The 23,782-nt window shown below is 60.4% G+C and carries 23 protein-coding genes and 1 pseudogene; 22 read left to right on the plus strand and 2 right to left on the minus strand.

The window, feature by feature from the left end; translation table 11 throughout:
* Positions 1 to 45 precede the first annotated feature (45 nt).
* From ISN39_RS32210 to ISN39_RS32235, 6 genes and pseudogenes are all read left to right on the plus strand, one after another.
* Positions 46 to 219: pseudogene (locus ISN39_RS32210) on the plus strand (zincin-like metallopeptidase domain-containing protein); the annotation flags it as partial.
* 251 nt (positions 220 to 470) lie between these two features.
* Positions 471 to 950 carry a hypothetical protein gene (locus ISN39_RS32215; protein WP_194732058.1) on the plus strand — a complete coding sequence of 160 codons (480 nt, stop codon included), beginning with the start codon at positions 471 to 473 and terminating at the stop codon, positions 948 to 950.
* 219 nt (positions 951 to 1,169) lie between these two features.
* Positions 1,170 to 1,478, plus strand: a complete 309-nt coding sequence (locus ISN39_RS32220; RefSeq protein ID WP_246763532.1) for a hypothetical protein — start codon at positions 1,170 to 1,172, stop codon at positions 1,476 to 1,478.
* Positions 1,479 to 1,915: 437 nt separating this feature from the next.
* Positions 1,916 to 3,070 carry an IS110 family transposase gene (locus tag ISN39_RS32225; protein WP_194732060.1) on the plus strand — a complete coding sequence of 385 codons (1,155 nt, stop codon included), beginning with the start codon at positions 1,916 to 1,918 and terminating at the stop codon, positions 3,068 to 3,070.
* A gap of 554 nt (positions 3,071 to 3,624) precedes the next feature.
* On the plus strand, positions 3,625 to 3,948 hold the full coding sequence (locus ISN39_RS32230) for a DUF736 domain-containing protein (protein ID WP_037125231.1): 324 nt from the start codon (positions 3,625 to 3,627) through the stop codon (positions 3,946 to 3,948).
* A gap of 137 nt (positions 3,949 to 4,085) precedes the next feature.
* Positions 4,086 to 4,397, plus strand: coding sequence for a DUF736 domain-containing protein (locus ISN39_RS32235; protein ID WP_194732061.1), 312 nt, complete (start codon positions 4,086 to 4,088; stop codon positions 4,395 to 4,397).
* A 46-nt stretch (positions 4,398 to 4,443) separates the two neighbouring features.
* On the opposite strand, the gene ISN39_RS32240 is transcribed toward ISN39_RS32235, so the two are convergent.
* Positions 4,444 to 4,722, minus strand: a complete 279-nt coding sequence (locus ISN39_RS32240) for an HU family DNA-binding protein (protein WP_194732062.1) — start codon at positions 4,720 to 4,722, stop codon at positions 4,444 to 4,446.
* A 482-nt stretch (positions 4,723 to 5,204) separates the two neighbouring features.
* On the opposite strand from ISN39_RS32240, the gene ISN39_RS32245 reads away from it, so the two are divergent.
* On the plus strand, positions 5,205 to 5,369 hold the full coding sequence (locus ISN39_RS32245; protein ID WP_194732063.1) for a hypothetical protein: 165 nt from the start codon (positions 5,205 to 5,207) through the stop codon (positions 5,367 to 5,369).
* 167 nt (positions 5,370 to 5,536) lie between these two features.
* Here ISN39_RS32245 and ISN39_RS32250 read toward each other — a convergent pair whose 3' ends face one another.
* Positions 5,537 to 5,878: a WGR domain-containing protein gene (locus ISN39_RS32250; protein ID WP_194732218.1), complete on the minus strand. Its 342-nt coding sequence runs from the start codon at positions 5,876 to 5,878 to the stop codon at positions 5,537 to 5,539.
* A gap of 341 nt (positions 5,879 to 6,219) precedes the next feature.
* Here ISN39_RS32250 and ISN39_RS32255 point away from each other — a divergent pair, with 341 nt between their 5' ends.
* The 15 genes from ISN39_RS32255 (at position 6,220) to ISN39_RS32325 (ending at position 23,692) form a co-directional block, all read left to right on the plus strand.
* The gene (locus tag ISN39_RS32255; RefSeq protein ID WP_194732064.1) at positions 6,220 to 6,939 is read left to right on the plus strand and encodes a hypothetical protein; all 720 of its coding nucleotides are present in this window, start codon (positions 6,220 to 6,222) and stop codon (positions 6,937 to 6,939) included.
* A gap of 1,016 nt (positions 6,940 to 7,955) precedes the next feature.
* On the plus strand, positions 7,956 to 8,690 hold the full coding sequence (locus ISN39_RS32260) for a hypothetical protein (protein WP_246763533.1): 735 nt from the start codon (positions 7,956 to 7,958) through the stop codon (positions 8,688 to 8,690).
* A gap of 11 nt (positions 8,691 to 8,701) precedes the next feature.
* Positions 8,702 to 9,157 (plus strand): hypothetical protein, encoded by a 456-nt coding sequence (locus tag ISN39_RS32265; RefSeq protein ID WP_194732065.1) that lies wholly within the window; start codon positions 8,702 to 8,704, stop codon positions 9,155 to 9,157.
* Between the two features lie 565 nt (positions 9,158 to 9,722).
* Positions 9,723 to 10,445 carry a lytic transglycosylase domain-containing protein gene (locus ISN39_RS37005; RefSeq protein ID WP_246763534.1) on the plus strand — a complete coding sequence of 241 codons (723 nt, stop codon included), beginning with the start codon at positions 9,723 to 9,725 and terminating at the stop codon, positions 10,443 to 10,445.
* Positions 10,442 to 10,813: a TrbC/VirB2 family protein gene (locus tag ISN39_RS32275; protein WP_194732067.1), complete on the plus strand. Its 372-nt coding sequence runs from the start codon at positions 10,442 to 10,444 to the stop codon at positions 10,811 to 10,813. The genes ISN39_RS37005 and ISN39_RS32275 overlap by 4 nt, the downstream gene beginning before the upstream one ends.
* Positions 10,814 to 10,815: 2 nt before the next feature.
* A complete protein-coding gene (locus tag ISN39_RS32280; RefSeq protein WP_194732068.1) occupies positions 10,816 to 11,139 on the plus strand; it encodes a VirB3 family type IV secretion system protein in 324 nt (107 codons plus the stop codon).
* 3 nt (positions 11,140 to 11,142) lie between these two features.
* Entirely contained in the window at positions 11,143 to 13,662 is a 2,520-nt protein-coding gene (locus tag ISN39_RS32285; protein WP_194732069.1) for a VirB4 family type IV secretion/conjugal transfer ATPase, read from the plus strand.
* Positions 13,640 to 14,812 (plus strand): transglycosylase SLT domain-containing protein, encoded by a 1,173-nt coding sequence (locus ISN39_RS32290; protein ID WP_194732070.1) that lies wholly within the window; start codon positions 13,640 to 13,642, stop codon positions 14,810 to 14,812. The genes ISN39_RS32285 and ISN39_RS32290 overlap by 23 nt, the downstream gene beginning before the upstream one ends.
* A 22-nt stretch (positions 14,813 to 14,834) precedes the next feature.
* Positions 14,835 to 15,626: a conjugal transfer protein gene (locus tag ISN39_RS32295; RefSeq protein ID WP_194732071.1), complete on the plus strand. Its 792-nt coding sequence runs from the start codon at positions 14,835 to 14,837 to the stop codon at positions 15,624 to 15,626.
* A gap of 214 nt (positions 15,627 to 15,840) precedes the next feature.
* Positions 15,841 to 16,914, plus strand: a complete 1,074-nt coding sequence (locus ISN39_RS32300; RefSeq protein ID WP_194732072.1) for a type IV secretion system protein — start codon at positions 15,841 to 15,843, stop codon at positions 16,912 to 16,914.
* Between the two features lie 59 nt (positions 16,915 to 16,973).
* A complete protein-coding gene (locus ISN39_RS32305) occupies positions 16,974 to 17,708 on the plus strand; it encodes a VirB8/TrbF family protein (RefSeq protein WP_194732073.1) in 735 nt (244 codons plus the stop codon).
* 23 nt (positions 17,709 to 17,731) lie between these two features.
* Positions 17,732 to 18,538, plus strand: a complete 807-nt coding sequence (locus tag ISN39_RS32310) for a TrbG/VirB9 family P-type conjugative transfer protein (protein ID WP_194732074.1) — start codon at positions 17,732 to 17,734, stop codon at positions 18,536 to 18,538.
* Positions 18,539 to 18,547: 9 nt separating this feature from the next.
* The gene (gene virB10 / locus ISN39_RS32315) at positions 18,548 to 19,885 is read left to right on the plus strand and encodes a type IV secretion system protein VirB10 (RefSeq protein WP_194732075.1); all 1,338 of its coding nucleotides are present in this window, start codon (positions 18,548 to 18,550) and stop codon (positions 19,883 to 19,885) included.
* Complete coding sequence (gene virB11 / locus ISN39_RS32320; RefSeq protein ID WP_194732076.1) at positions 19,882 to 20,931, plus strand: P-type DNA transfer ATPase VirB11; 1,050 nt, start codon at positions 19,882 to 19,884, stop codon at positions 20,929 to 20,931. The genes virB10 and virB11 overlap by 4 nt, the downstream gene beginning before the upstream one ends.
* Entirely contained in the window at positions 20,900 to 23,692 is a 2,793-nt protein-coding gene (locus ISN39_RS32325) for a type IV secretory system conjugative DNA transfer family protein (protein WP_194732077.1), read from the plus strand. The genes virB11 and ISN39_RS32325 overlap by 32 nt, the downstream gene beginning before the upstream one ends.
* Positions 23,693 to 23,782: the final 90 nt, after the last annotated feature.

A 23,782-nucleotide genomic window follows, 5' to 3' on the forward strand; every position in this document is an offset into this window, starting at 1 on the left:
CTCAGCTACGGCGATGGCCATCGTCTGGCTTGACTGTCAGGATATATCGCCGAACTGGGTGCGGTGTTTCTCGCGGCTGACCTCGGCATCGTTCCGGAAATGGAGCCGCGCCCGGACCATGCGAGCTATCTCGCATCATGGCTTTCGGTGCTGAAGAACGACAAGCGCTTCATATTTCAGGCGGCCGCTCAGGCGCAGCGCGCCGTTGCCTACTTGCACGGTCTAGGCATCGTTTCAGGAGCGCATGCCGACTGCGTCGGAAACGGTCGCGTCCCCTTTGGGGCCGCGGGTCTCTTCTCTCTGACGTCCTATTCTACTCCAAAATCCGGCGTCAAGGACGGCGCGGTCTCCCCCAATTTTGCCGCAAGCGACAAAATCGGTTCCCCCGCTTGCAAGCCGCGTTCCGCGGTCCTTGACCCCTCTTTGCCAGGGGGTGGCTGATCTCCGTCAACGATGAAGGAGATCACATTATGACATCCAACGATAGCCTCATGCTCTACGCCAAACTTGCCGGCTTCCGGCTCATCGTCCTCGCAAACCGCCTCTGCTGCGACAGCGATTTCGACCGGGAACTCCATGATCGGCGGATCGACGGACTCCAGGCAGCTATCGATAGGCTTCGGATCATTATGGAATTGGAACGGCGACTTCTGGCCAACGACGAGTTCGCCGCCTTCCAGCTGGAGGGCGAGACTGAGATATTCGGGCGCTTCGCAATCGATTTGTTGGACGACGTCGAGATCGACCACGAGACGCATGAATATCGCATCAATGACGGAGGCTGGATCAACGTCTTGGCGGTCGATGATAGCGGTGTCTCTGTCGATTATCCGGAACTGGTCTCTTTGACCAATGTGGAGCTCGGGTCACTGGCGCCAATTATCGCCGTGGGCGAAGCCCGTTTCCTCGATCCGAACGACGACGTGCAGGATGCGCATCGGCCGAAATGAGCCGTCGCCAGCAGCGAGACAAGCTCGTCATTCTGACCGCAGAGGAATACCACAAGCTCATCGGTCGTTCCCACCGTTGCATACGGCTTGATGGATGCTCCAGAAGACATCATATTATCGAGGCCGACAATGCTTGAGCCAGGGCAGATTGTCCGCTTCTTCTACCTCTCGAAGCGCCAAGCGACGACGGGCGAAGAGTCCGGCCGCAAGGCGAGACCCGTGTGCGTCGTCGTTCGCGCCACGGCGGTGCTGCCCGGGACTGTGTTTCTGTCTCCCATCATATCACAACAGCCCGACACGGAGCGGCTTTCTCTTGCGATCAGCCAAATAGAATGCCGTCGCGCAGGGCTGGATTTTCCGTGCTGGCTCATTCTCGACGAGTACAATCGGATTGAACTCGACAAGGCATTTGACTTCGAATCGACCGCGCCGCTTGGCAGTTTTAGTCCTGCCTTCCTCAAGAAAATCGCACTGACTGTCAAAAATGCCGCCGCAGCCCGAAGGCTCGCTGGTATCACGCGCTCCTGATGCTTGACGCCATGCCTCATGGGCTGAGGGGATGGCGCGCGCGACTTGCAGCCTCGATGCTGACGCGCCTGGGTCTGCTATTGTCGGTCCCTTCAATCTTTGCGCAAGGCACGCCCACCGCGGTCTCGATGGGGCATGTCTGACCGGAGAACGCCTCGCGCTGCTCGGCTCGATCGTCCTCCCGCAACGGCCGGCTCGTTTTCTTCCCCTGACGGCGACCACCCCACGTGACAGGTCACGCGGGGGCCCCGGATCGCCCTCATTCCTCGCGAAGCAAGAAAGCCTCGGCCCATGGCCGTCCTCCACTTCGTTGCGGCCCTACGGGTGCGGGCCGATCGTCCCCGGTTTGATCGACAGCCATCGAGATCCTATGAGTAATGGCGGCGATCTGTTCTGATCTGGTTGACGTCAATGCCGTTGCGGAAAGGAGCAGGACGATGTCGCAAGATGGTGCTCATGCAGCAGGTACTCCTCAAAGGGAACTCGGGGCGATTTTCGTTTCGATCGAATTGAGCAAGAAAACCTGGCTACTGACGTCGATGTCACCGGGCGCCGGTGAGAAGATGTCTCGCCACATTATTACCGGAGGCGACGTCGCCGCTCTATTTGCCCAACTCATTGTACTGCGTCGAAAGGCATCCGACCGAACCGGCCGCGAATATCCATTCGTCATCATCCAAGAAGCTGGTCTCGATGGGTTTTGGGTCCACCGGGCGCTGACCGCAGAAGGCTATGAGAGCCATGTTGTTGACGCGGCCTCTATTGCCACATCACGGCGCAAGCGGCGGGTGAAGACCGATAGGCTAGACGGCGAGACTTTGATCCGAACGCTGCTCGCTTTCAAACGGGGAGAGCCGCGAGTCTGCTCGATGTTGCGGGTGCCGGCCCCCGATGAAGAAGATCGCCGTCGCATCGTCCGAGAGCGGAAAGTTCTGATGGAAGAGCGTATCCGACATAGCAACCGTATCAAGGGTCTGCTCTTCTCCCAGGGCATCACGGGCTACGATCCCCTGCGACGTGATCGCCATGAGCAGCTGGAGACCCTTCGTACGGGGGATGGACGGGCTCTGCCGCTACACATGAAGCAGCAGGTTCTGCGCGAGCTGGCCCGAATGGAGCTGCTCATCGACCAGATCAAAGATGTCGAGGCAGAGCGCGACGACATGCTTGCGGAGGAACGGAAATCTGCTCGCGAAGTGGTGTTGCTGTCGAAGGTCGTTGGTATCGGGCCTGAGTTTGCTGCGGTTCTCTGGGGTGAGGGCTTGTTCCGACGCTTCGACAATCGGCGACAGGTCGCCGCGTACGCAGGGCTAGCACCGACGCCTTGGCAGAGCGGATCGATTGATCGGGAACAAGGGATCGGCAAGTCCGGGAATCCTCGGCTTCGTTCGACCCTGTTGGAAATGGCCTGGCTTTGGTTAAGGCATCAGCCAGCATCAACGCTCAGTCGTTGGTTCAATGAACGGGTCGCGCAAAATGGCGGCCGCTTCAAGAAGGTGATGATCACGGCACTGGCGCGCAAGCTGGTTGTGGCGTTGTGGAAGTATGCCAGCGCGGGCGTCGTGATCCAGGGCGCGGTGGTCAGACCGTGACCATCTAAGCGCATACCAGTTCGGCACCGGCCTGATCAGCCTCGCCGGAACCAGGTGGACGACCGAATTGCGGCCTGGCTTCAAACGCCGTCATCGAGAATGGTCTCGTCCTCCTGAGCCCTAGCCGCCGCAGGCGGGATTGTGGTGCGGCCGTTGGAACGGCGACCGGATATGAGGTTGATACGTGCAGGGCGCGGATCAAGGAACGGGCTCAGACCGCAGGTTCAAAAGGCGAACTCCGATGCGCCACCAGTGCCGGCTCATGGTTGGAAGACCGTTGCCAACACCGTTCTCGCGAGACCGGTGTCCGGAAGCCGTCCCTTACGACCTCTCTTCAGGCGGGTCTGACGCCAATCTGTCCTGATCCTGCAACGGCTTCGCCGAACTTCTTCCCCTGCGGCTTCGCCGCATTCCTCGCGAGGCAACAAGTCCGGCTTTCGCCGTCCTGCGCTGGCGCTGCGGTCCCGATGGGATGCAGTCGGCCCGATCGGCGCCTCACGACCGCTATCGAGGCCGCAAGGGACGGCTTCGGCAACCCAGTAAGGAGAACGACAATGGCTACCATCGGAACCTTCCAACAATCCGGCAACGACTTCAGCGGCGAGATCGTCACACTTTCGCTCCAGACCAAAAACGTCCGCATCGTTTCCGATACGCGCTCCAGCGGCGAAAACGCTCCCAGCCACCGCGTCTTCGTCGGCCGCATCGAGATCGGAGCCGCCTGGTCCAAGCAGTCCAATGAAGGCCGCAGCTACCTCGGTCTCAAACTCGACGATCCGAGCTTCACCGCTCCGCTCTACGCCAATCTGGTCGAAGACGAGGATGGCAAGGGCTTCAGCCTGATCTGGTCGCGGCCGAACCGCCGGTCTGGCGACTGACTGATCACGATGTGACGCCCCGCACCAGGGGCGTCACGAAAACCCGCCACCCGCGGCTCGAAACAGAAGCTTGACGAGTGGCTCCTCATATGAGGCCGCGATGGGCGCGGCCCGAGCAACGGAAAAGGAATACGACAATGGCAACCATCGGCTCTTTCACCGCCTCGAACGACGGCTTTACCGGCACCATCAAGACCCTCAACCTCAACGTCAAGGCGAAGATCGTCAGGGTCGAACGCTCCTCCGAAGACGCCCCGGACTTCCGGGTCCTGGCCGGTAATGTCGAGTTCGGTGCCGGCTGGCAGAAACAGGCCCGCGAAACCGAGCGCGACTACATCTCGGTCAAGCTCGACGATCCGAGCTTCCCAGCTCCGATCTACGCGACGCTGACCGAAGTCCAGGGCCAGGAAGGCCTCCAGCTCATCTGGTCGCGCAACACGCGCCGATGAACGGAACCAGAAAGCCCCGCGAAATCAAGCGGGGCTTTTCTTAATGTCACTTGCTGAGTGCATCCTTCAGCGCCTTGGCCGGCGCAAAGGTGAGCTTCTTGGCGGCGGCGACCTTGATGGTCGCGCCGGTCGCCGGATTGCGCGCTTCGCGCTCGGGCGTCGCTTTCACCTTGAACTTGCCGAAGCCGGGCAGCGACGTTTCGTTGCCGGCAACTGCCGCCTCGGTAATCGAAGCGACAACCGCTTCGACGATAGCTTTGCCTTGAACCTTGGTCAGGCCATGTTCCGCGGCGATCTTGTCGGCGATTTCGTTCGTAGTGGTCATCTTGGGCTCCGCATCTTCATTGAGACCGGAATCACTGCCAGTTCATTAAGTTGCTGTCATGGGGGCGGTATGGAATCGGAGGCGCCTACGAGGGGATTTCCACAGAATGTGCGGGGTCTATAACCCCGATTGCGCTTCTGTATGGTGAGGTCAGGGAACGTATTGGGCTCGCCCCGTCCAAAAGAGGACTCGGTCGACGATCTGAAACTGTCGCTTGACCCGATTTTCTCTCGTTGCGCGGAAACCCTTCATGGTGCCCCAAGAGACCAAACCTGTCTGCTTAGGACAGCGATTGTGCCGTGAGGGAAAAAGCCGCCTCAAGGTCGTGCGGCCCCTCCAATTTTGCCTCCGCTACGTTTCACTGCGCTCCGACAAAATCGGTTCCTCCGCGCGCCGGCTCCGCCGGTCGCTACGCGAACCTTGACCCGACTTCTCCCCTCAGGGCCGCGATCGTCATCTTTCACATCATCAAGGAGACAAAGATGACCATCGAACAGCACGTCGAGGAACTGCGCGCCGAACTCCGCAACGCATCGACCCTTGAAGAACGCCGAACGATCGAGGCTGAGCTCGACGTGGCGATCGCCGAACGCGAGATCTGCTGGGCCGAACTCGACGGCCGCATCGATGCTGAGCCGCCCTTCTAGGCGTCTTTTCGCCAAACTGCCGAGCGCCAAAATCCTCTGAAACGATCAGGTTCGTCCGATCGCGCCACAATTTATCACTGCCACATCTTTCGGTGTCAGGCCTTTAGCGACTTTGCAGTCTGGCCGCCGCGACCCAACACGTCACCTCAAAGATTTCAGTCTCGGGTTTAGGCGATGCTCTCTGCTGGCGAGCGCGGTTTAGGCCTGTACCCGCGCGAGCGCTTCTGTCTGAGAACGTCCAGGAAGAGCGCGACCGCTTCCTCCTCGTGCGTGAAATGATGCGCCAGACTCTGACCTCCCGCACCGATGCGCCCCCAGCGACGAATAAGGCACGCCTCCCCGAACAGCGTCGGCTCGATCGACATAGCATAATAGCGGGCCATGTTTTTCGTGGCGTCCGTGCGTTCGACATACAGCTGATAAGGTTGTGCAAGCATGCCGGCAGGATTGCGCACAGCGGATTCCGAGTCCAACGAGATATTTGAATCGGTCGGTCGCGATTGATTCATGACGATGATGGGTTGTCGGACACGCGGCATGATTTGGACGAGCCGCCTGCGGCGGACGGTGCTATTCGCTATTGCTCGCCCAGTCGGGTGACGGCCCTCTCGCAGTCGCGGCACCATGGGTGCGCATAAAGCGACCTCAGCAAGTCAGGAGAGGTTCATTCGCCGGCCGAACCGGGAGTGGGCACGACGCCTCCGGCGTCGTGGGCTCTTCATCTGACCTCCCATTTTGCACCCGCCACTCCTGCGTTAAGGACTGCGCGGCCCATCCAATTTTCCAGCCGACGTCCGTTTGGACGCCACCAGAAAATCGGCTCCTCCGCTTGCCGCCGCTGGCGGTCGTGATGCGATCCCTGACCCCTCGCGCTTACGGTGCGGCCCTCCTTCGGTCAGAGAACGAATATATCGACGGTGGCAGCCCGGAATACTGGCGACAGCGGACTGAGGGTGTCCGCCTCATTCGCGAGGCGGACAGGGCACTGGCACGTGTCGAGAGAGCGCCCATGTACATCTCCGGCGGCTATGACGAGGACGGCGATGTGATCCCCTTCGAGAACCTGGGTCCATGGGATGCGAGGGACGCGGCGATCCGCGCCATCGAGGCAGACGAGACGGCCGTCGACATCCTCGTCGCCCTGCGCCGGGCACACTTCGGCCTATGGCGCATCAACGCAGTGATGGGCGAACTCGAATTGGCCGAAGCCGATCACGCGGAGACCCCCCAGATCAATCCGCTCCTGGAACCTCCAACTCTCCCTGTGGTGCAGGTCGAGACCCGCCCGGCCTTTCGGGCCGTTAGGCGGACGCTGCCGCGACTTCCCCAAACAAGACGGAAAGGACGTGCACCTTGCGCTGCGCCCTCATGCTTCGGGCGTCCGCTCCAGGTGCACGTCCTTTCCTGCGGTGCGCGAGCCGTCTCATCGTTCGGATGTCATCGATGCCCGCTCCCTCCGGTCCCGGACATCCCGACACCTCACGACGACGGCTCGCTTCAGCATCTCTCACCAAACCGGTCTGGCCAGCGTGCTGGTGCTTCGGCGCGATCACAGACACATGGCCTGTGATCGCTGTTGCTTTGTCTGACGACTCGCAACAGCATTGGCGCCTCGGGCACGCTGGCCAGACCCGGTTTGGTGAGAGATGGCAGGATAGGCTAATGGTATACCATTAGCCGTTTCGCCCGGGGGGGGCGATCGTCGCAAAGGCGAGCGAGGGCTTCAGCGATCTTTCATTTTGTCGAGCTGGGTACGAAACAAGGCCGCGAGGGATAGACGTCGGGCCGGTAGGAGGGGTTGAGGCTGGGCGACCGCTTTCGTGGAGCGGGGAGCTTCCAGCCGCCGGGAGATGCACTGGCAATTCGGCAGTTATCCGGTTCCTCTAAACAGCGAATGGGTGAACCTGCCAATCGGTGAATCGCTGATTGGCCGAATCTGCGAATGCACAAATAGGCAAATCCTCGTTGCGCGAATAGGCGCCTCTCCGTTTGAGCGTATAGGTACGTCGGTGAATGAGGGGATCGGTATTTATGCCATTGAGTGAAACGGCAGATCGGCAACGAAGCAAATCCGCGAAACGGTGCGCCACTGATCGGGCGAATGTGCGTCTGACCGATCCCGGCAATCGGTGAATAGGTGATTGCGTCGATCGCTGATTGGGTGTTTGCGTGAACGCGCAATTGGGCGGCTCGGTGAGCAACTCATTCCGGAAATGAGCATTTGACCGAGCCGGTGAATCGGTGAGCGAGGGAATCACCCATTTCGCGAAACGGTGAAAGCGCGTCCAAGCCATTAGCAGGCTTTGCCGACGTCGCTATGTCGACGCCTGGAAATGCCGCATCTCACGGATGGTTGCGCTAGCTGGTTATGACGACTTGCTTTTCTCACATCACCGCCATGGAGCCGGTCGTGGCGAAGTCCTCGCTTTTTCCCGCTTGAGCAAGCCATCCGCGGCTGATAAATTATACCGGAGTATAAGTTGTTCATTCGATCAAAGCTGCGGGCAGACCGATATTTCGTTTCATCAATAATAGGGTTTGACTCTGATACACAATCGATCCCTCCTGACGAAGGAATGGTACAAAGTGCCATTTACAGCGGACTGCTCGGGTTGTGGCGCACAGACGCGGTCCGCCGCGATCGTGGTTGGCCCTTCGAGCCTGGTCGGGGACGCCGGGTCCGTGTCGGAGAGCGATATCCTCACAAAGCCTTGGAGACCACTGGATGCCTTCGCATTCGTCGAGTCACTGAGCGGTCAGACGGATCGTGTCGAACGCTTTGTGGTCCACCGCTTCTACAGCGCTTTCGCTTTCACGAATGGCCGGTTGACGTCGATCTGCCAGCATTGCGCGGAAAGCCTTCCGCCCGCTGCAATTCGCTCCGCTGTGATGAACGGCTTTGTCCGGTTTGGACAGAGGCGCCTTCTTGTCAACGAGCGCTTGCTGTTCTTTGCGTCCGACGTAGTGCTGACGGAATTTCGTGGCGCAACCTCGATCGCGGAAAGTGCCATGCAGGATCCGGACTATGCACTCCTGCTCATTTGTGACACCGAAAGCGCGATCGGCGAAACCGGCACGATCGAGCTCTGGCACAGCGTTGCGCGGGGCGACTACGCCATCGTGGTCAAAGGCCACGAAGGTCGCGAGATATTGCTGGACGCCCTCAACGATGACCTAAAGGACGTCGTGGCAACCATTTCCGATCTCGGATTGGTGCTCACCCAGCTTCACCTCGCACAGGCCTCGTCACGCTATTGCGAGCTCGCCCGCGACCTTTTCCTCGAAGCCCTCGAACAGGCCGGCTATCGGCAGGCAAGCTAGAAAGCGACGCTATGCGAATTTCCACGAAGCTCTTCGGATCCCTGGCGGCAATGATCGTGCTGGCCGGATGCGGTCATCAGGTCGAGCAGCCACGCCCGCGGCCGCCGGCGCCATTTGCGTATCTCAGCCTCGCCGCCTGCAGGGCCTATCGGGACAATATCGTCGAGTGCCAGCTTGAATATGGCACCGACTTCGGACGCCAGCGTCTTGGCCCCGTCCAGGAGAGGGGCCTGTCGATTGCCAGCGACGACGGACGCTACCAGATCGAGTCCTGCTATCCGGTGGCGAGGATACAGAAGGAATTACCCAATTTCGTGTGCCGAATCTCTGCGGGCCGGTCAGGCGCCGATGCCGGTTCGGTACTGGTCAAGGGCGGTACAGCCGTGCGCCTCGCACGCATTTTGGGTGATTGGGAACAGCTCCAGTATCGCTGGACTCCAGATAAATGGTCCCGGCTACGCGATTGATTTTTCTCAGGAAACACTCATCCTGACGTTGTGCTATGATGGCATAATTATACTCCAGTGAAACTTTTAGGTTGATTTCCGTAACGGAATGCAGTTCAAAAGCTTATACCGCAGTATAATTTGCACTGGTTCGGCCATGGATCGCATCCCGCTTTCGCCTGTGAACAGACCGCACAAGACATGGTCGCGAAGCGCGCTGTGGATCGCCGGAACGTCGGCCTTCCTGCTCACCGGCTTCGCATCCGGCCCTGGCGGCAGCAACCTTCACATCCCTTCCGGAATACCTACACAGGCAAGTAAATCTGGCGGCACAAGTGCGAAGGCGGGGAAGCTCGCGGCTCTGCCGGCGCCACTCCTAGCGTCGTCTGCCGCTGTTGCGACAAAGCAGCCGGCTGTCCCAACAATCGATCGGATTAGCTTCAACCAACGCTTTGACGGGCCGCACGATGAAGATCGGATGTGGGCGGCCAGGGCTCTTCCGTTGGATATTCTTGGAGAGTTTGATAGCAGTTCTGCGAGATTACCAGGAGCGGCTGACGGCGCAAATGCACGGCGTCAACGCAGCGTGCATTCTCCCATCAGCGTCTACTCTCATGACTGGATGCCGGCTTCTCCGATCACTGATCCGGTAACCGAACCACTTGTCGATGCTAGCGGGTTAGCGGCACAGGCTCGATCCGATCTTTTATCCGGCATCCCCGAGGACTATGCCAGGCTCGCACTGACAATCGCCGCCGCGGAGGAGGTTGATCCGAACTGGGTGCTTTCCGTCATGCGGGCCGAAAATGTCGGTTTCGATCCAGGCCTGGTCAGTTCCGCCGGCGCCGTCGGATTGATGCAGGTGATGCCACGGATCGGCGAGGCCTTCGGTGCGAAGGATTTGACCGATCCCGAACAGAATATCCGCGCCGGCACACGGTTTCTCCGGATACTTATCGACAAATATCGCAATCCGGTCCTCGTCGCTGCGGCTTACAATGCCGGCGAACCCAACGTCGACCTTCGCCATTCCTTGCCGTTGATCCGCGAGACCGCCGACTATGTCACGCGTGTCGTCGGATATTACACCGGCACAGCAGCCGGGCCGACCTTTCCGCCCACAGGCCCGACTTCGACGCCCGCGCCCGGTTCTCCCCGCCGCGTGGGACCCGCCGAGCGAGCCAGATCTCCCATGCTTGTTTTCTCTGCAGCAAAGCCGATCCCGCCAGACGCCCGTCCTCAGCATGAGGAGGGGCGAAAAGATCCTGGTGGGCCGGTCAAAATTGTCAAGGAAGAGGTGCTTGAATGAATCCCATCGCGTTGGCAGTCCAAACTGCCGTCCTCTATGGCAGCGTCGCCTGGTCCTCAATGGCCCGGCGGAAATGGGTCGGCAATGTCGCCATCGTACTTGCAGCGAGCTTGATCCTGCTCGTCAGCCAGTACGAACCGGCGGCGGCGCAGAATCTTGATCGTCTCCAGCAGGCGGCAGATCGCCTGGTGCAGTTCTTCACCGGCCCATTCGGTCGTTCTGTCGGAGCGATCGCCTTCATCGGCATGTTCCTTGCCGCAGCCTTCGGATACTGGTCCTGGGGCGCTCTCCTGCGCGTTGCCGGTTGCCTTGCCGGCATGTTTGCTGCAGCCGAGCTCGTCGACTTCCTCGCCGGTGGGGGAGCTTAACCATGGCGGCCGGAAACGACACTGACAGCGGAGACGACTACATCGAATCCTGTCCCGTCATCCTCGCGCTGACGCGGCCACCGACCGTCATGGGAATACCCTATACGTATTTCCTGGCCGAGTGCTTCGTCTCGCTGATGGCCTTCATGATTCTCGGATCCATTCTCTGGTTCCCGGTCTCCTTCGTCGTTCTCCACGGCATCCTTTACGTGCTCACCGTCAAGCTCGACCTCTGGTTTTTCGAAATCGTCGGTCGGCTGAGCATGTGCGGCGTCAATCCTCTCGGCCGGAAGCTCGGCGGCGGCGTCAGAACCTACGGGGTGTGAGCGATGCACACGATGGCCAGATCGCTGAAAGGAAGTCTGTCGAAGGGCTGGGAGATCTTCGCGGATCGTAGTGTCGCCACCCATGTCCCTTTCTATGTGCCGATCGAGAACGGCATCATCCGCCTGAAGAACGACTGCCTCGTCTCGACCCTGAAGCTGACCGGGTTTTCCTTCGAGACAGCTGATATCGAGACGATCAACATGCTGCAGCGGCAGCGCAACGCCGCCTTCCGCGCGATCTCCTCGATCGGCAGCTTTGCGCTCTACACCCATGTCGTCAGGCGCAAGGTCGCACCGTCGCTGCCCTCGGCCTTCGCCGATCCCTTCATGCGGCGTCTCGATGACGTCTATCAGGCGGGCATCTCGAAGAACGAGATGTTCGTCAACGACACCTATGTCTCGCTGGTCGTGCGACCCATGTTCAGGAAAGGGTCGGCTCTCTCGCGCATCATGGGCGCCGGCGGCACTATCGTGCGCAAGGAACAATTCCGCGCGATGCGCGACAAGCTGGTCGAGGCGACGCGGGCGCTGGAGAAATCGCTTGCCGTCTACGGCCCGAAGGTCCTGCGCGATGTGCAGCGCGTGCAGGCGGACCTCGGCGATAACAGGACGATCTTCCGTGACGTCTCGGAAGACATGGTGGTCGATGAGGCCGCGCGAAAAGTCTGGTTCTCCGAACAGTGCGAGTTCTTCTACACGCTCCTCAATGGCGGACGCGTCCGACCGATCCGGCTTGGGAACATCCCGATCGACGAGATGCTGCCGGCGCGCAGGACGTCGATCGGCAACCGCATCATCCACCTGCAGGGTGACACCGCCGATGACGACCGCTATGCGGCGATAGTCTCACTGAAGGAGTATCCGCCCGAAACCGGCGCCGGCATGCTCGACTATATCCTCAAGCTGCCATTCGAATTGGTGCTGACCCAGTCGATGTCCTTTGTCGACGACATGGCGGCACGCGGCCGGATCGAACGGCTGGACCGCCAGATGTCGAAGGCCGACGAAGGTGGGTCCAGCGTCCAAGCCAACCTCGACATCGCCCGCGACGAGCTCGCCCGCAAACGCGTTGCCTTCACCGAGCATCATCTGACTGTCATGCCGGTCGCAAAATCCATCGCCCAGCTCGACGATGCGGTGGCCCTAATCGGAAACGAACTCGGCGCTCTCGGCGCCTCCTACGTCCGCGAGGATCTAAATGCCGAACCGGCCTATTGGGCGCAACTTCCCGGCAATCAGGCCTATATCGCGCGCCGGGCCTTGATCTCGACACTCAACTGCGCCGGGCTGAGCAGCTTCCATGCCTATCCCTACGGCAAGCCGGACGGCAATCATTGGGGACCGGCGATCACCATCTTTGAGACGACCTCCGGTACGCCATTCTTTTTCAACTTCCACCAGGGGGACGTCGGGCACACGACCGTCTTCGGCCCGACCGGGTCGGGCAAGACCGTCATCATGGCCTTCCTGATCCTACAGGCCTATCGCGTCAGCCCACGATTGAAGACGATCGTCTTCGACAAGGATCGCGGCCTCGACATCATGGTGCGGGCGGCGGGCGGAACCTACATGACGCTGGAGCCCGGCCAGCCGTCGGGTTGGAACCCGCTGCTGCTCGAGGATACTGAGGAGAACCGCGTTTTTCTTTACCGGCTCCTGAGCTTCATGCTGAAGCCGTCGAAGGAAGGCGAAAGCCTGACGCCGCAAGAAGAATCAATCATCCGCAATGCGATCAAATCCGTCCTCAAGACAAAGGACAGGTCGTATCGCCGTCTCTCGTCGCTGCGAGCACTGCTCGCCGGCAGCGAGAGGACCGAAGGCAGCCTGATCGCCCGGCTCGACAAATGGGTCGACAAGGGACCCTACGCCTGGCTCTTCGACAACGCTGAGGACAGTCTCGATATCTCCAGGCCGATGATCGGCTTCGACATGACGTCGATCCTCGACGATCCGACCGTGCGCACCGCAGCCCTTCTCTATATGTTCCACCGGCTGGACGAGATCTACGACGGCAAGGCGCCGATCATCAACCTGATGGACGAAGCCTGGAAGCTGCTCGACGACGACGAGTTCAAGCGCACGATGAAGGACTACTTCAAGACCATCCGAAAGAGGAATGGTCTCGTCATCTTCGGCACGCAGTCGGCCGACGATGTGGTGCGTTCGAGCGTCAGCCGCACAATCATCGAACAGACATCGACGAACATCTTCTTTGCCAATCCGAAGGCTGACGAAAGCTCCTACATGGAGCATTTCGGCCTATCCCGGGCGGAGTTCGAATGGGTCAAGAACGGCGATCCGAGCTCGCGTTTCATGCTGATCAAGCAGGCGAAGAACAGCGTGATTGCCCGCGTGGACATGTCCCACATGCCCGAATTCATCAAGGTGCTGTCCGGTCGCGAGGAGACGGTGCGCGAGGTCGAGATGCTGCTCGACGAATATGGCGGCGATCCGAAGAACTGGCTTTCGAAATTCTGCGACTGGGATGGGGTGGCGGTCGATGAAGAACGCAAAGCGTCTTGAGAGAGCCGCGGCCAGCGCTCTGGTGGTGTTCTTGACCCTTGCCGGGGGCTCGAGCAACGCCCAGGTGCCGGTGATCGACAAGGCCCGCCAGAAGATCCAGCAGGCGACCCTGAACTGGTACCAGTCCTATCAGGCCGATACCCGCAAAGTCAAAGGCGCCTCGGGCGGCACGACCGATAGTGTCGCGCCCGGCCAGGGCTCGGGCGCTCCCGCCGATTGCTCAGCGGACGGCATGGCCGGTGACACCGCGCTGGCGGCACCATCCAGTCGCACGCCGAGTCAGCAGGAAGTCGCACGCATGGTCGAGGAGGAGGCGATCCGGCAGGGTGTCGATCCGAATTTCGCGCTCGCAATCGCGGAGCAGGAATCCCGCTTTCGTCAGTCCGCCCGGTCGGCGGTCGGCGCCACGGGCGTCATGCAATTGATGCCGGGTACAGCCGCGCAACTTGGCGTCAATCCCTATGATACGCGCGACAATATTCGCGGCGGCGTCAAATACATCAAGCAGCTCCAGGGGATGTTCGGCGACCGCTACGACCTGATCGCCGCTGGCTACAATGCCGGACCGTATCGGCAGTCGCTGCAGAATGGTCAGATTCCCAATATTCCGGAGACCCAGGACTACGTCCAGAAAGTCTCCAGCTATTACCGCCGCAACAAGGCTCAGAATGGTGATCGAGCACCGGCGGAGGGCACAACCGAGCCCGAAACCGCAAGCTACGGGAATGGCTGCGGCGAGCAGTTGAAGAAGGCCGTCGACCGCAACACGCAGGCGCAGGTCGAGCGAGGTTCGGTCTGGAACGAGCTGCTCGGTAAATCCATAGCGGCGAACCAGCAATATCTTCAGCGCCTGCAAGCGGGGCTGCAATCGTCATCGGCAAGCCTGCGCGGCAGTGGCGGCGGAAATTCCGGAGATCACGACGGCTCGCTGGTGATGGCCGAGATCCGGTGCCCGACCAACATCATCGACACCGGCGGCACGCGCTGCTTTGCCGTTCCTTCAAGCGCCACCACCGAGCAGATCCAGCGTTGGCTTTCCGACCTGCAAGATGAGGCGCGCGCCAACGGCACGGTCGCGACCTTCGCGGCAATGCAGGATCCCGCGCTCGGCCTCGTCACGGTCGTCGATTCCCGACCGACAGCAAACTGAACAATGAAGAGAGGTTAGGCATATGAAGACAGCAGTGATCGCACCGGCATTCGCCATCCTACTCGTCTCGCACGCACATGCGCAGGTCCCCGTCAAAGATTCGGAGAACATCTCCATCAGCGAGGACATCAAGCGCCTGTCGTCCGAGATCCAGCAGGACACCTCCGTCGTCAAAGACAACACGACGAAAACCTTGGCAGCGATCACCGGCGACCGGACGCAGGATGCCAGCCAGTTTGCCAAGCTTGCGACAGGCAATGGCTTCACCATGGGACAGGCGCCGGATTTCAGCACGGTGCTGTCGAGCAATCAGGCGGTGTTCGGAGGGATCGGCGGCCAATTCCAGAACACCGCAGCCAAACTGATCAACGGCCTCAACCTCGTGAAAATGGTGGTCGATACCGTCAAGGGCGGCGAGCTGTCCGGCGCAAACCAGGCCTATTCGCAAGGGATCAATGCCCTGACGACGCTGACGGCCCTCACCGACGCAATGAACAGCGCGACCAAGGACCGGCAGAACTCGTTCATGCAGGCCACACAGCAGATCGGAACGGCAAAGGATCTGAAGGGAGCGTTGGAGCAGAACACCCAGATGGTGCTTCAGGGCAACCAGACGGCAAACGAGGCCGTCGGCTCGCTCAACAACCAGGTCATGCTGCTGAACCAGCAGTACAAGGCAGCGCTTGCGACGTCGTCGCAGAACCTCAAGACCTTCGCTCCGCTTCCAGACAGCGTGATGCGTGGCAGCGGCACGGAGCCACAGGGCGCCTCGGTCCGCGACCAGTTGAAGGCCTTCGAGGAGCAGACCCAGTGAGGGCCATTTTCGCTCTGATGGTAAGCTGCGCCGCGCTGACCGGTTGTGCTGGAAAGTACGAACAGCTGGCGAAATGCTCGGCCGACGAAAACCCCGTGCCGGCCCTCGGATACGAGACCCAGCCTAACAGCACGCCGGCCGAAAATGCGCTGGCAGACGCGGTCAAGAACGATTGCGGACCGATGCGACCAGTCAATCAATTTCAGGATGAGATATGGATCCCGTCAGCTACGCGATAAATTTCTATGGCGACGCGCTTCGATATTTCGACAAGATCAACGAGGCCTCTCTGGAAAGGGCTTGGGGGCTGTTTGCCGAAAACAGCAATCTGGTTTCCGGCATCCTGGCGATCTTCTTGATCCTCTATTTTCTCTGGGGGGCGCTCGGACTTTCGAGTGTATCCCTTCAGGATATGGCGATTACCGCATTCAAGATCACACTCGCCTATGCCCTGATTATGTCCTGGGCGCTGTTCTACGACAATATCGGCCAGTTCGTGCTGTCGGCGCCGCAGGATCTCGGCTCCGCCATTTCCTCGGCAATGGGTGGCCAATCGGCGGGAGCGGATATCGCCCAGCAGGTCGCCAGCATGGCGCGCAAGGTCTACGACTTTGCCATGCAGCTCTTCAATTCCTACGAGTCCGGATGGCTGCCTAATGTGACAGGCGCCGTCGTCGTCTTCATCGTGCTTGTCTTCGGACTGCTGCCGATGCTGCTGATCCTCACCGGCGTCACGCTCTTTGCCAAGATGGTCAACGCCGTGATGCTGGCAATCGGACCGATTGCCATCCTCTGCTATTTCTTTGGGATCACTCGCTTCGTCTTCGACGCCTGGGTGAGGGGCGTTGCCTACGGCATGTTCATGCTGCTCTTTACCTATATCATGGCCGGGCTGTCGTTCGGGTTCCTGATCGGCATGATGGATACGATCAATGGCGACATGGCCACGAAAGAGAACGCACTGGCGATCGTGCTCGCCATGGTGCTCTACCTCGCACTGATCTCCTATTTCATCTTTCAGGTGCCGGATTTTGCGCGGACCTTCGCCTACGGCGCGGCCTTCTCCAGCGTTCCGGGCGGAGGTGGCGTCGACACCGCCTACAATACCGCCCGCAGGCGCCTTTCCTCCAGCAATTCCCGCGCCGGCCAGGCTGCGGCCATAGCGCTTAGCACGCTGGCCGGCCCACGAGGCGCCGTCACCGCTGCTGCGCTTGCAGGCCGCGGCAGTGTCGCAGGCGCCGGCGCTCTCGGCCGCATGCTCACCAATCGCCGCCGCAACAGCGAATGACGCGCTGGCTGCGAGGATAACGTTCACATTTTACCTATTGCGACGTCGAGGTTTGAAATTTGGCATTGTTCAAAAGGCAATTGAAGTCGGCGCCGGCCGATCGTATCCCGGGCCCGCAAGACATCTATGATCAACATCTCTCATGGGGTGAGAAGAACCGCTCGCTGCGGACATTGATCGGTCTCATCCTGCTGGTCTTCGCGGTGGCGGGCTGGATCGTTGCCGGCGTGCTGTCCTTTTCCGTCGCACAGCTTTTCCCGCTCGTGCGCACAGAGGTCGTGCCGCTGATCGTCGACAGGAACACCGGCTACATGGAGACCGTAACGACACTCGACAAGGACCGGTCAAACGTGTCCGAAATCCAGGCCGTACGCGCCTCCTTCGTCGGTAACTACGTCATCCGCCGCGAGACCTACGATCCACGATATCTCTCGGAAAACTTCGACATGATCGCCCTCTGGTCGGATCCTGACGCCTCGGCCTTCAAGGACTACTCGGAGGGGATGAACCCTTCCAATCCCAGAGGACCGGTCAAGGCTATGGGTACGACCGGCGAGATCCGCCCGGAAATCCTCTCGGTCAATCCGCTCAATCAGACGACGATGTCGGTGCGCTTCGAGACGAGAGAGCGGCGGCGCGGTGGCGAAGTCGTCAATCGCTGGTCCGCCACGGTTCGCTACCGGCAGATCAATCTGCCCGCCAGCAACCGGGTTCGGCTCTATAACCCGCTCGGCTTCGTCGTCACCGAATATGTGAAGGTTCCCGAGACCATGCCTTCGGGGCTCGTTCAATGAGGCGGAGGACGGCAGGAATTATCATGTCACTGCTCTTGGCAGCATCATCGGCACAGGCCGAACTCATTGCCCGGCCGGGCAGGCTCGATCCGCGCGTGCGCACCTTGCCCTATTCGGCCGAGCAGGTCTTCGTGGTGACCGGCACTTACGGGATGGTGACGACGATCCTCTTCGGTGCGGATGAGGAGATCACCCAGGTCGTGGCCGGTGACACGGTCTCTTGGCAGATCCTCACATCGGCTGACAGGCGCTCGCTCACCCTGAAGCCGATGGAAAAAGATGCGCCGACCAACCTCTCGGTCGTCACGACGAAGCGCACCTATTCGTTCGATCTGGAGGTGAATGACAGCAAGGCGATCCAGAACCAGACCTTCAAGCTGCAGTTCATGTATCCGGAAGATGCCGGCTTGAAAGGAACGGCCGAACTGTGGAAACAGGCCCAAGACGCCGAACGAAATCCCAACATCAAGAACATCCGCCGCGACAAGGTCAACTACGACTATGGCTTCAAGGGCAGCGATGCCGCCAAGCCGCTGTGGGTGTTCGACGATGGACTGAAGACCTTCATGAAATTCACCGGCGATGTGCCGGCGATCTTCATCGTCGATAACAAGCGGCGGGAGAGCCTCGTCAATTATCGCCGTGAGGCGGACTACATCGTCATCGACACGGTCTCGCGGCAGTGGACGCTGCGCTATGGCACCGAGAACGAGACCTGCCTGTTCAATCTCAGGACCGCTCCAGCCGATGTGCCGGCGCCGATCGAGGGTGCTGTCGCGCCCAAGCGGCTGGGCTCGGCAGGCGTCAGCGCCGCATCAAAATCGCGATAGGGAGGCACGATGTCTGATCCGAACTATCATTCGATCGAAAACGACACCGCGATTGGCGGGCAGGTGAGGCGCTCCGGGATCGGGCTGATGCGGCCGGTTGCGGTGGCATTGGCGATCGCCGGTATCGGTGTCGTTCTCTATTTCCTGTTTTCCCGCGGCGAGCGGGAACCGACGGTCGACAATACCCTTCGGGAAGAGTTCCGTCCTGTCCAGGCGCCGAGAAACGAAGGCTTCAACCCGCCGGCGCCGCCGCCCTTGCCGACAGTTCAGGTGCCCGAGGCGCCGCCTCCGCCACCACCCCCGCCTCCCGCTCCTGTGGGTCCGGTCCCCGCCCAGGTCGCGCCGCCGGTCGATGTCGATTGCTCCAGGGGAAACAATCCGGACAATCCAAGATGCATCGAGCTCGCCCGGCAGGCCAAGCTTCTCGAGCGCGTGCGCTCGACCGCCGTCGTCTTCGATCAGTCCGACGAGACGAACGGGGCCGCACGGGCTTCGTCCGATACCTCGGGAGCCGGGCTTTTCGGCGCGAATGACTCGCCAGGGACAGCCGCCGGCGCAAGCCCGGATGCAGGTAGTGCCGTCGATGGCGATCGCGCCTTTCTGAAGGCGATGGGTGGGCAGGGCGTGGAGGTCTCGGTTGCCGCCGAGAACCGCCGTATCGATGCCTGGATCCCGCAGGGCACGATGATCCGCGGCACGCTGGAGACAGCGGTCAATTCCGATCTCGCCGGCATGGTGAGGGCGATCGTCCGGGAGGATGTCTATTCCTTCGACGGTCTGCGCATCCTGATACCCGCCGGCTCCTCGCTGATCGGCGACTACAAGTCCGGTGTCGAGCGCGGGCAGGAGCGCCTGTTCATCGTCTGGACGCGGATGATCCGCGGCGACGGCGTTTCGGTGCAGCTCGGCTCCTACGGCACGGACCGTCTCGGCCGCTCCGGCATGACAGGCGACGTCGACCGAAAATACTGGGAGCGGTTTGGTCCACCGGCCCTCATGACGATGATCGGCGGAGTGACGCAGTATATCGCCCAGCTCGGTCAGAAACAGGATCGCAACATCACGATCGTCAATACGGACGGGACTGTGACCACTATTCTTCAGGATAACGGAACCACCTCGCAAGATCGGGCACGCGAGATCGCCGCCCAGACCATCGCGTCGGGGATCCAGCAGCTGGCGACGGAAGCCTTCCAGGACACAAGCAATATCCGTCCAACGATCCATATTGCCCAGGGCTCCGACATCACCGTGTTCGTCACCCGGGACCTCGATTTCTCGGACCTCTATCCGGACCCAGTGCGCGAGGAATTCGACCGCCTGCGCAGAAAGAAGGCCGGCAAATGAACGCGCGCCCGTCGATCTCCGCCGAGCAGCATTTCCTTTCCGAGGCGCTCGAACCTATCAAGCCGTTTCTCCACGATCCCGGCGTGGTCGAAATCTCATGCCAGCGCTCCAACGAAATCTGGCTCGAGCGGATCGGCCAGCTCAGCATGGTGAGGGAGGAGATCGATGGGCTCGATCAGGATGCCATTCGCCACATGGCGTCGCGTGCCGCCTCGTTCACCAAGCAGACGGTCAATGCCGAAAATCCGCTGCTGTCGGCGACGCTCACCAACGGCGAGCGCGTCCAGTTTGTGCTGGGTCCGACCTCTGCGACCGGCCACGCTTTTTCGATCCGCAAGCAATTCATCCGGCGCTTCGATCTTGACGACTATGAGAAGGCGGGGGCATTCCGCTTCACCAAGGTGACGGGAGACGACTATATCGATGATGTCGACATCGAGCTCTCGCGGATGCTGCGGGCCGGAAGGGCGCGCGCGTTCCTGCAGCTCGCGGCGATCAATCACCGCAGCATGCTGATCTCGGGCGGCACGTCCACCGGCAAGACGACATTCCTCAACACGATGCTGACCGCAATCCCGAACCACGAGCGTTTCATCCTCATGCAGGACACGGCCGAACTGGAGCCACGCCAGGAAAACGTCGTCTCGCTGCTCGTTTCGAAAGGCGGGCAGGGCGAGGCGCGGGTGACGATGACCGACCTTCTTGCCTCCGCACTGCGCCTTAGACCCGACCGGATATTCATGGGCGAGTTGCGCGGCGACGAGGCTTTCGACTTCCTGAACGCGATCAACACCGGTCATCCGGGGTCGATGTCGACAATCCACGCGAATTCGCCGCATCACGCCTTCAACCGGCTGTCGACGCTGGTGCTGAACAGCAACGTCCGGATGGAGCGCGACGATATCATCCGCTACATCCGCTCGATCATTCCGATCGTGGTCCAGTTGAAGAAGAGCGATGCCGCCGGCGGCCGCGGTGTCAGCGAGATCTACTTTGCCGATGAGGTGGACGAAGATGGCAAGCGTATACACGGACGCAGGGGCTGAACGCCCGAAGTGGACGAAGCTTCAGGAGGTTTCGGTCTTCACATTTCCGGTCGCCGTGTTCGGCGCCGCCGCGATATGGCTGCTGTTCTTCACGCTGATCTACGACGCCTATGTTTCGTCCTTTGAGTCGACCTCCTATTATGACTACATCGCACAGGCTTCCATTCTCGACAGCATCGCCTACACATGGTCGATCATCCGGGTCCGCAACACGGTCGGGCTTTCGATCCTGGCCTTTGTCCTCGCCTCGCCGTTTCTGTTTTTCCTTTTGTGCTTGTGGATGCTCAAAGGCGGCAGGGCGCTGTCGCGCAAGATCCTCTACCTCCTGCATATCCGGTCGATGTTTACCCTGATTGCGCACTCGGCACTCATTTTCGCGGCCGCCTACGCCGCCGCGATCGTCTACGGAATTATCTTTTACCTTGTCGCGAGCAGGGCTGGTGGGCTCGCCGCGATCGCCGACTATTATGGCAACCACCTTGCGGCGATGTATCAGGCGCCCTTTGGAGCCACCGACGCGGCCGGTTCCTATCAGCGGCCTTCGCGACAGACGGTGCTGGCGGCACTGGCGGGTCTAGCGGCCGCAGGCGCGCTGGTCGGCTTTCCGATCAGCGCTGCGATCCAGAAACGCCAGCGTATGATCATGGGAAAGGCGCGGCTGGCAACGTTGAAAGATGCCGCCGACTTCCGGCTACGCGACAAGCACGGGATCGTGCTCGGGCTCAAACAGGGCCTGCTTTTGCGCAACGACGGCGACCAGCATGTGATGGTCATCGGATCGCCGGGGCAGGGCAAGTCGCGCGGCTTCGTCATCCCCACCATGATGAGTTTCCAGGGGTCGCAGGTCGTGCTCGACATGAGCGGCGAGCTCTTCGAGGAAACCTCGGGCTATCTGAAGGACAAAGGCTACGAGATTTTCCTGCTGGCGCCGGGATCGAAATTTACCGACGGCTATAATCCGCTCGATCTGATCAGCGCCGATCCGAACCAGAGAATTACCGACCTGCAGAAGCTGACGCAGATGCTGCTGCCGGAGCGCCTGCGCTCCGATTCCTCCGACTTCTGGGAAGAGAGCGCCAGGATCCTTTTGACGGCGATGCTCGGCTTCGTGCTCGAATGCCCTGATACCCGCAAGTCGCTGAGCGAACTCTACCGCATCCTCAATTCGATGTCGGACGAGCGGAAGGCGATCATCCAACTCCTGGAAAACTACGAGACAGTCCTTTCCGACCAGACCCGCATGCAGCTGACGAAGTTCGCCGGCCGCCACGAAAAGTTGGGGGAGGGCATCGCGGCGGAGATCGTCGCCAAGCTCAATTTCCTGCAGAACCCGCTCGTCGAGGCCCTGACATCGATCACGTCAATCCCGATCGACAGCATCAGAAAGCGGAAAATGGTGACTTTCGTCCAGGCCGACTGGAACGCCATCCAGATCTACGAGCGACTGATCTCGATGTTCATCCAGCAAATGGCCGACAAGCTCGTGCAGATGGGACCGCTGCGCAATGGCGAGCACGAAGTGCTGATGATGCTCGACGAATTCGGCAATGGCGGCCGCATCGACACGGTGCTGACGCTCGCTCCGCTGATCCGCAAGAACGGCGTCCGCTTCGTCTTCATCCTGCAGGACGGCGCCCAGCTCGAGCGGCTTTACCAGCGCTCTGGCCAGAAGATCCTGATGGGCGCTTCGACGATCAAGCTGTTCATGAACTTCCAGAACCAGGGGGATGCGACGGCGGTGTCGATGGCCGCCGGCAGGACGACGGAATGGGTTGAGCAATCCTCCTACACCCATCGCCACGGGCGTCGAGACCGGTCGATTGCGAAAGTGCCGATCTCGGTCGACCTTCTTCCCGTCAACACGCTGATGATGATGAAACCCGAGGAGGCAATCCTGCAGGTCACCGGCATGCCGCTGATGCGCATCATGAAACTCGATTCCGGCGGCGAGCGGATGTTTTCGAAGGTGCGGAAGTTCAAGCCGGTAACTAGGCCCTGTATGGAGCCGGTCGAATGGACGATCGCGGATAGCGACGCATTTCAGCCAATCGCGTCGGACGCTGAGACGGCCCTACCTCGGAAAAAGAGAAGCCCGTCGCCTGGCCCTCGAATGGACATCGATTTCGGCGCCGTCAACCGACCGCAGCAACCACAGAATATGCGCTTCATTGTCAAGGACGGCGTGCGCCATGTCTATATATCATCGCTCGACGAACTCCGTCGGCGTCTGGATCTCGACGAGAAGCGCGAGGCTGGAGTGACAGAGGAAGAACTTCACAAAGAAAAGCAGGAAGTGACGCGGAAGAAGCAACAGGCTGCGACGGCCGGCCGGCAAGGAAAGCGGAGCGCTCCCCAAGCTTCCGGAGCCATCCCAGTTGATGGCGTCAATCTCGATATCGATCAGGCGAAGCTGGATCGCAGCGTCTATACAGGGTCTCCGCGAGGAGCACTTAATCGGCGTGATCGCGCCTCTGCTGTCGAGGCCGAAGCGGGCACCTCGGCTCTCCTGCGGCGACAGGACGTTCGCGACGCATTCGGGGGTGACATCCAAGCCTTGAACGCCGCGATTTTTGAGCAGGCTGACGCGGGCTTAGTCGAGCCGATCGAGCTGAACGCAGACGTTGAGCTCTTGATCGGAACCCTCTCCGAGCGTCTGACCGAGGATAGTTCGAAAACGTATCTGCGCGAATTTGCCGATCTTGCTCGGGATCCGCTACGCGAAGACACAGAGCCAACCGAGACCGAGAACCGCTTCGAATAGGTGGCGACGATGTCCGCGAGAGCAGCGTTCGATAGGAAATCTTACAAGCGTTTTTGCAGTTCCGGTCCGACTGATAGAGGGAGGAAAATG

The sequence above is a fragment of the Rhizobium sp. 007 genome (genome assembly GCF_015353075.1).
Classification (GTDB): domain Bacteria; phylum Pseudomonadota; class Alphaproteobacteria; order Rhizobiales; family Rhizobiaceae; genus Rhizobium.

Excerpts from the sequence above, each read along its gene's own strand:
- ISN39_RS32280 (WP_194732068.1), top strand. The coding sequence starts at position 10,816 with ATGGCGGCCGGAAACGACACTGACAGCGGAGACGACTACATCGAATCC.
- ISN39_RS32290 (WP_194732070.1), top strand. The coding sequence starts at position 13,640 with ATGAAGAACGCAAAGCGTCTTGAGAGAGCCGCGGCCAGCGCTCTGGTG.
- virB11 (WP_194732076.1), top strand. The coding sequence starts at position 19,882 with ATGAACGCGCGCCCGTCGATCTCCGCCGAGCAGCATTTCCTTTCCGAG.
- ISN39_RS32300 (WP_194732072.1), top strand. The coding sequence starts at position 15,841 with ATGGATCCCGTCAGCTACGCGATAAATTTCTATGGCGACGCGCTTCGA.
- ISN39_RS32215 (WP_194732058.1), top strand. The coding sequence starts at position 471 with ATGACATCCAACGATAGCCTCATGCTCTACGCCAAACTTGCCGGCTTC.
- ISN39_RS32275 (WP_194732067.1), top strand. The coding sequence starts at position 10,442 with ATGAATCCCATCGCGTTGGCAGTCCAAACTGCCGTCCTCTATGGCAGC.
- ISN39_RS32250 (WP_194732218.1), bottom strand. The coding sequence starts at position 5,878 with ATGAATCAATCGCGACCGACCGATTCAAATATCTCGTTGGACTCGGAA.
- ISN39_RS32265 (WP_194732065.1), top strand. The coding sequence starts at position 8,702 with ATGCGAATTTCCACGAAGCTCTTCGGATCCCTGGCGGCAATGATCGTG.
- ISN39_RS32325 (WP_194732077.1), top strand. The coding sequence starts at position 20,900 with ATGGCAAGCGTATACACGGACGCAGGGGCTGAACGCCCGAAGTGGACG.
- ISN39_RS32310 (WP_194732074.1), top strand. The coding sequence starts at position 17,732 with ATGTCACTGCTCTTGGCAGCATCATCGGCACAGGCCGAACTCATTGCC.
- ISN39_RS32295 (WP_194732071.1), top strand. The coding sequence starts at position 14,835 with ATGAAGACAGCAGTGATCGCACCGGCATTCGCCATCCTACTCGTCTCG.
- ISN39_RS32240 (WP_194732062.1), bottom strand. The coding sequence starts at position 4,722 with ATGACCACTACGAACGAAATCGCCGACAAGATCGCCGCGGAACATGGC.
- ISN39_RS32255 (WP_194732064.1), top strand. The coding sequence starts at position 6,220 with ATGCGATCCCTGACCCCTCGCGCTTACGGTGCGGCCCTCCTTCGGTCA.
- virB10 (WP_194732075.1), top strand. The coding sequence starts at position 18,548 with ATGTCTGATCCGAACTATCATTCGATCGAAAACGACACCGCGATTGGC.
- ISN39_RS32245 (WP_194732063.1), top strand. The coding sequence starts at position 5,205 with ATGACCATCGAACAGCACGTCGAGGAACTGCGCGCCGAACTCCGCAAC.
- ISN39_RS32235 (WP_194732061.1), top strand. The coding sequence starts at position 4,086 with ATGGCAACCATCGGCTCTTTCACCGCCTCGAACGACGGCTTTACCGGC.
- ISN39_RS32230 (WP_037125231.1), top strand. The coding sequence starts at position 3,625 with ATGGCTACCATCGGAACCTTCCAACAATCCGGCAACGACTTCAGCGGC.
- ISN39_RS32285 (WP_194732069.1), top strand. The coding sequence starts at position 11,143 with ATGCACACGATGGCCAGATCGCTGAAAGGAAGTCTGTCGAAGGGCTGG.
- ISN39_RS32225 (WP_194732060.1), top strand. The coding sequence starts at position 1,916 with ATGTCGCAAGATGGTGCTCATGCAGCAGGTACTCCTCAAAGGGAACTC.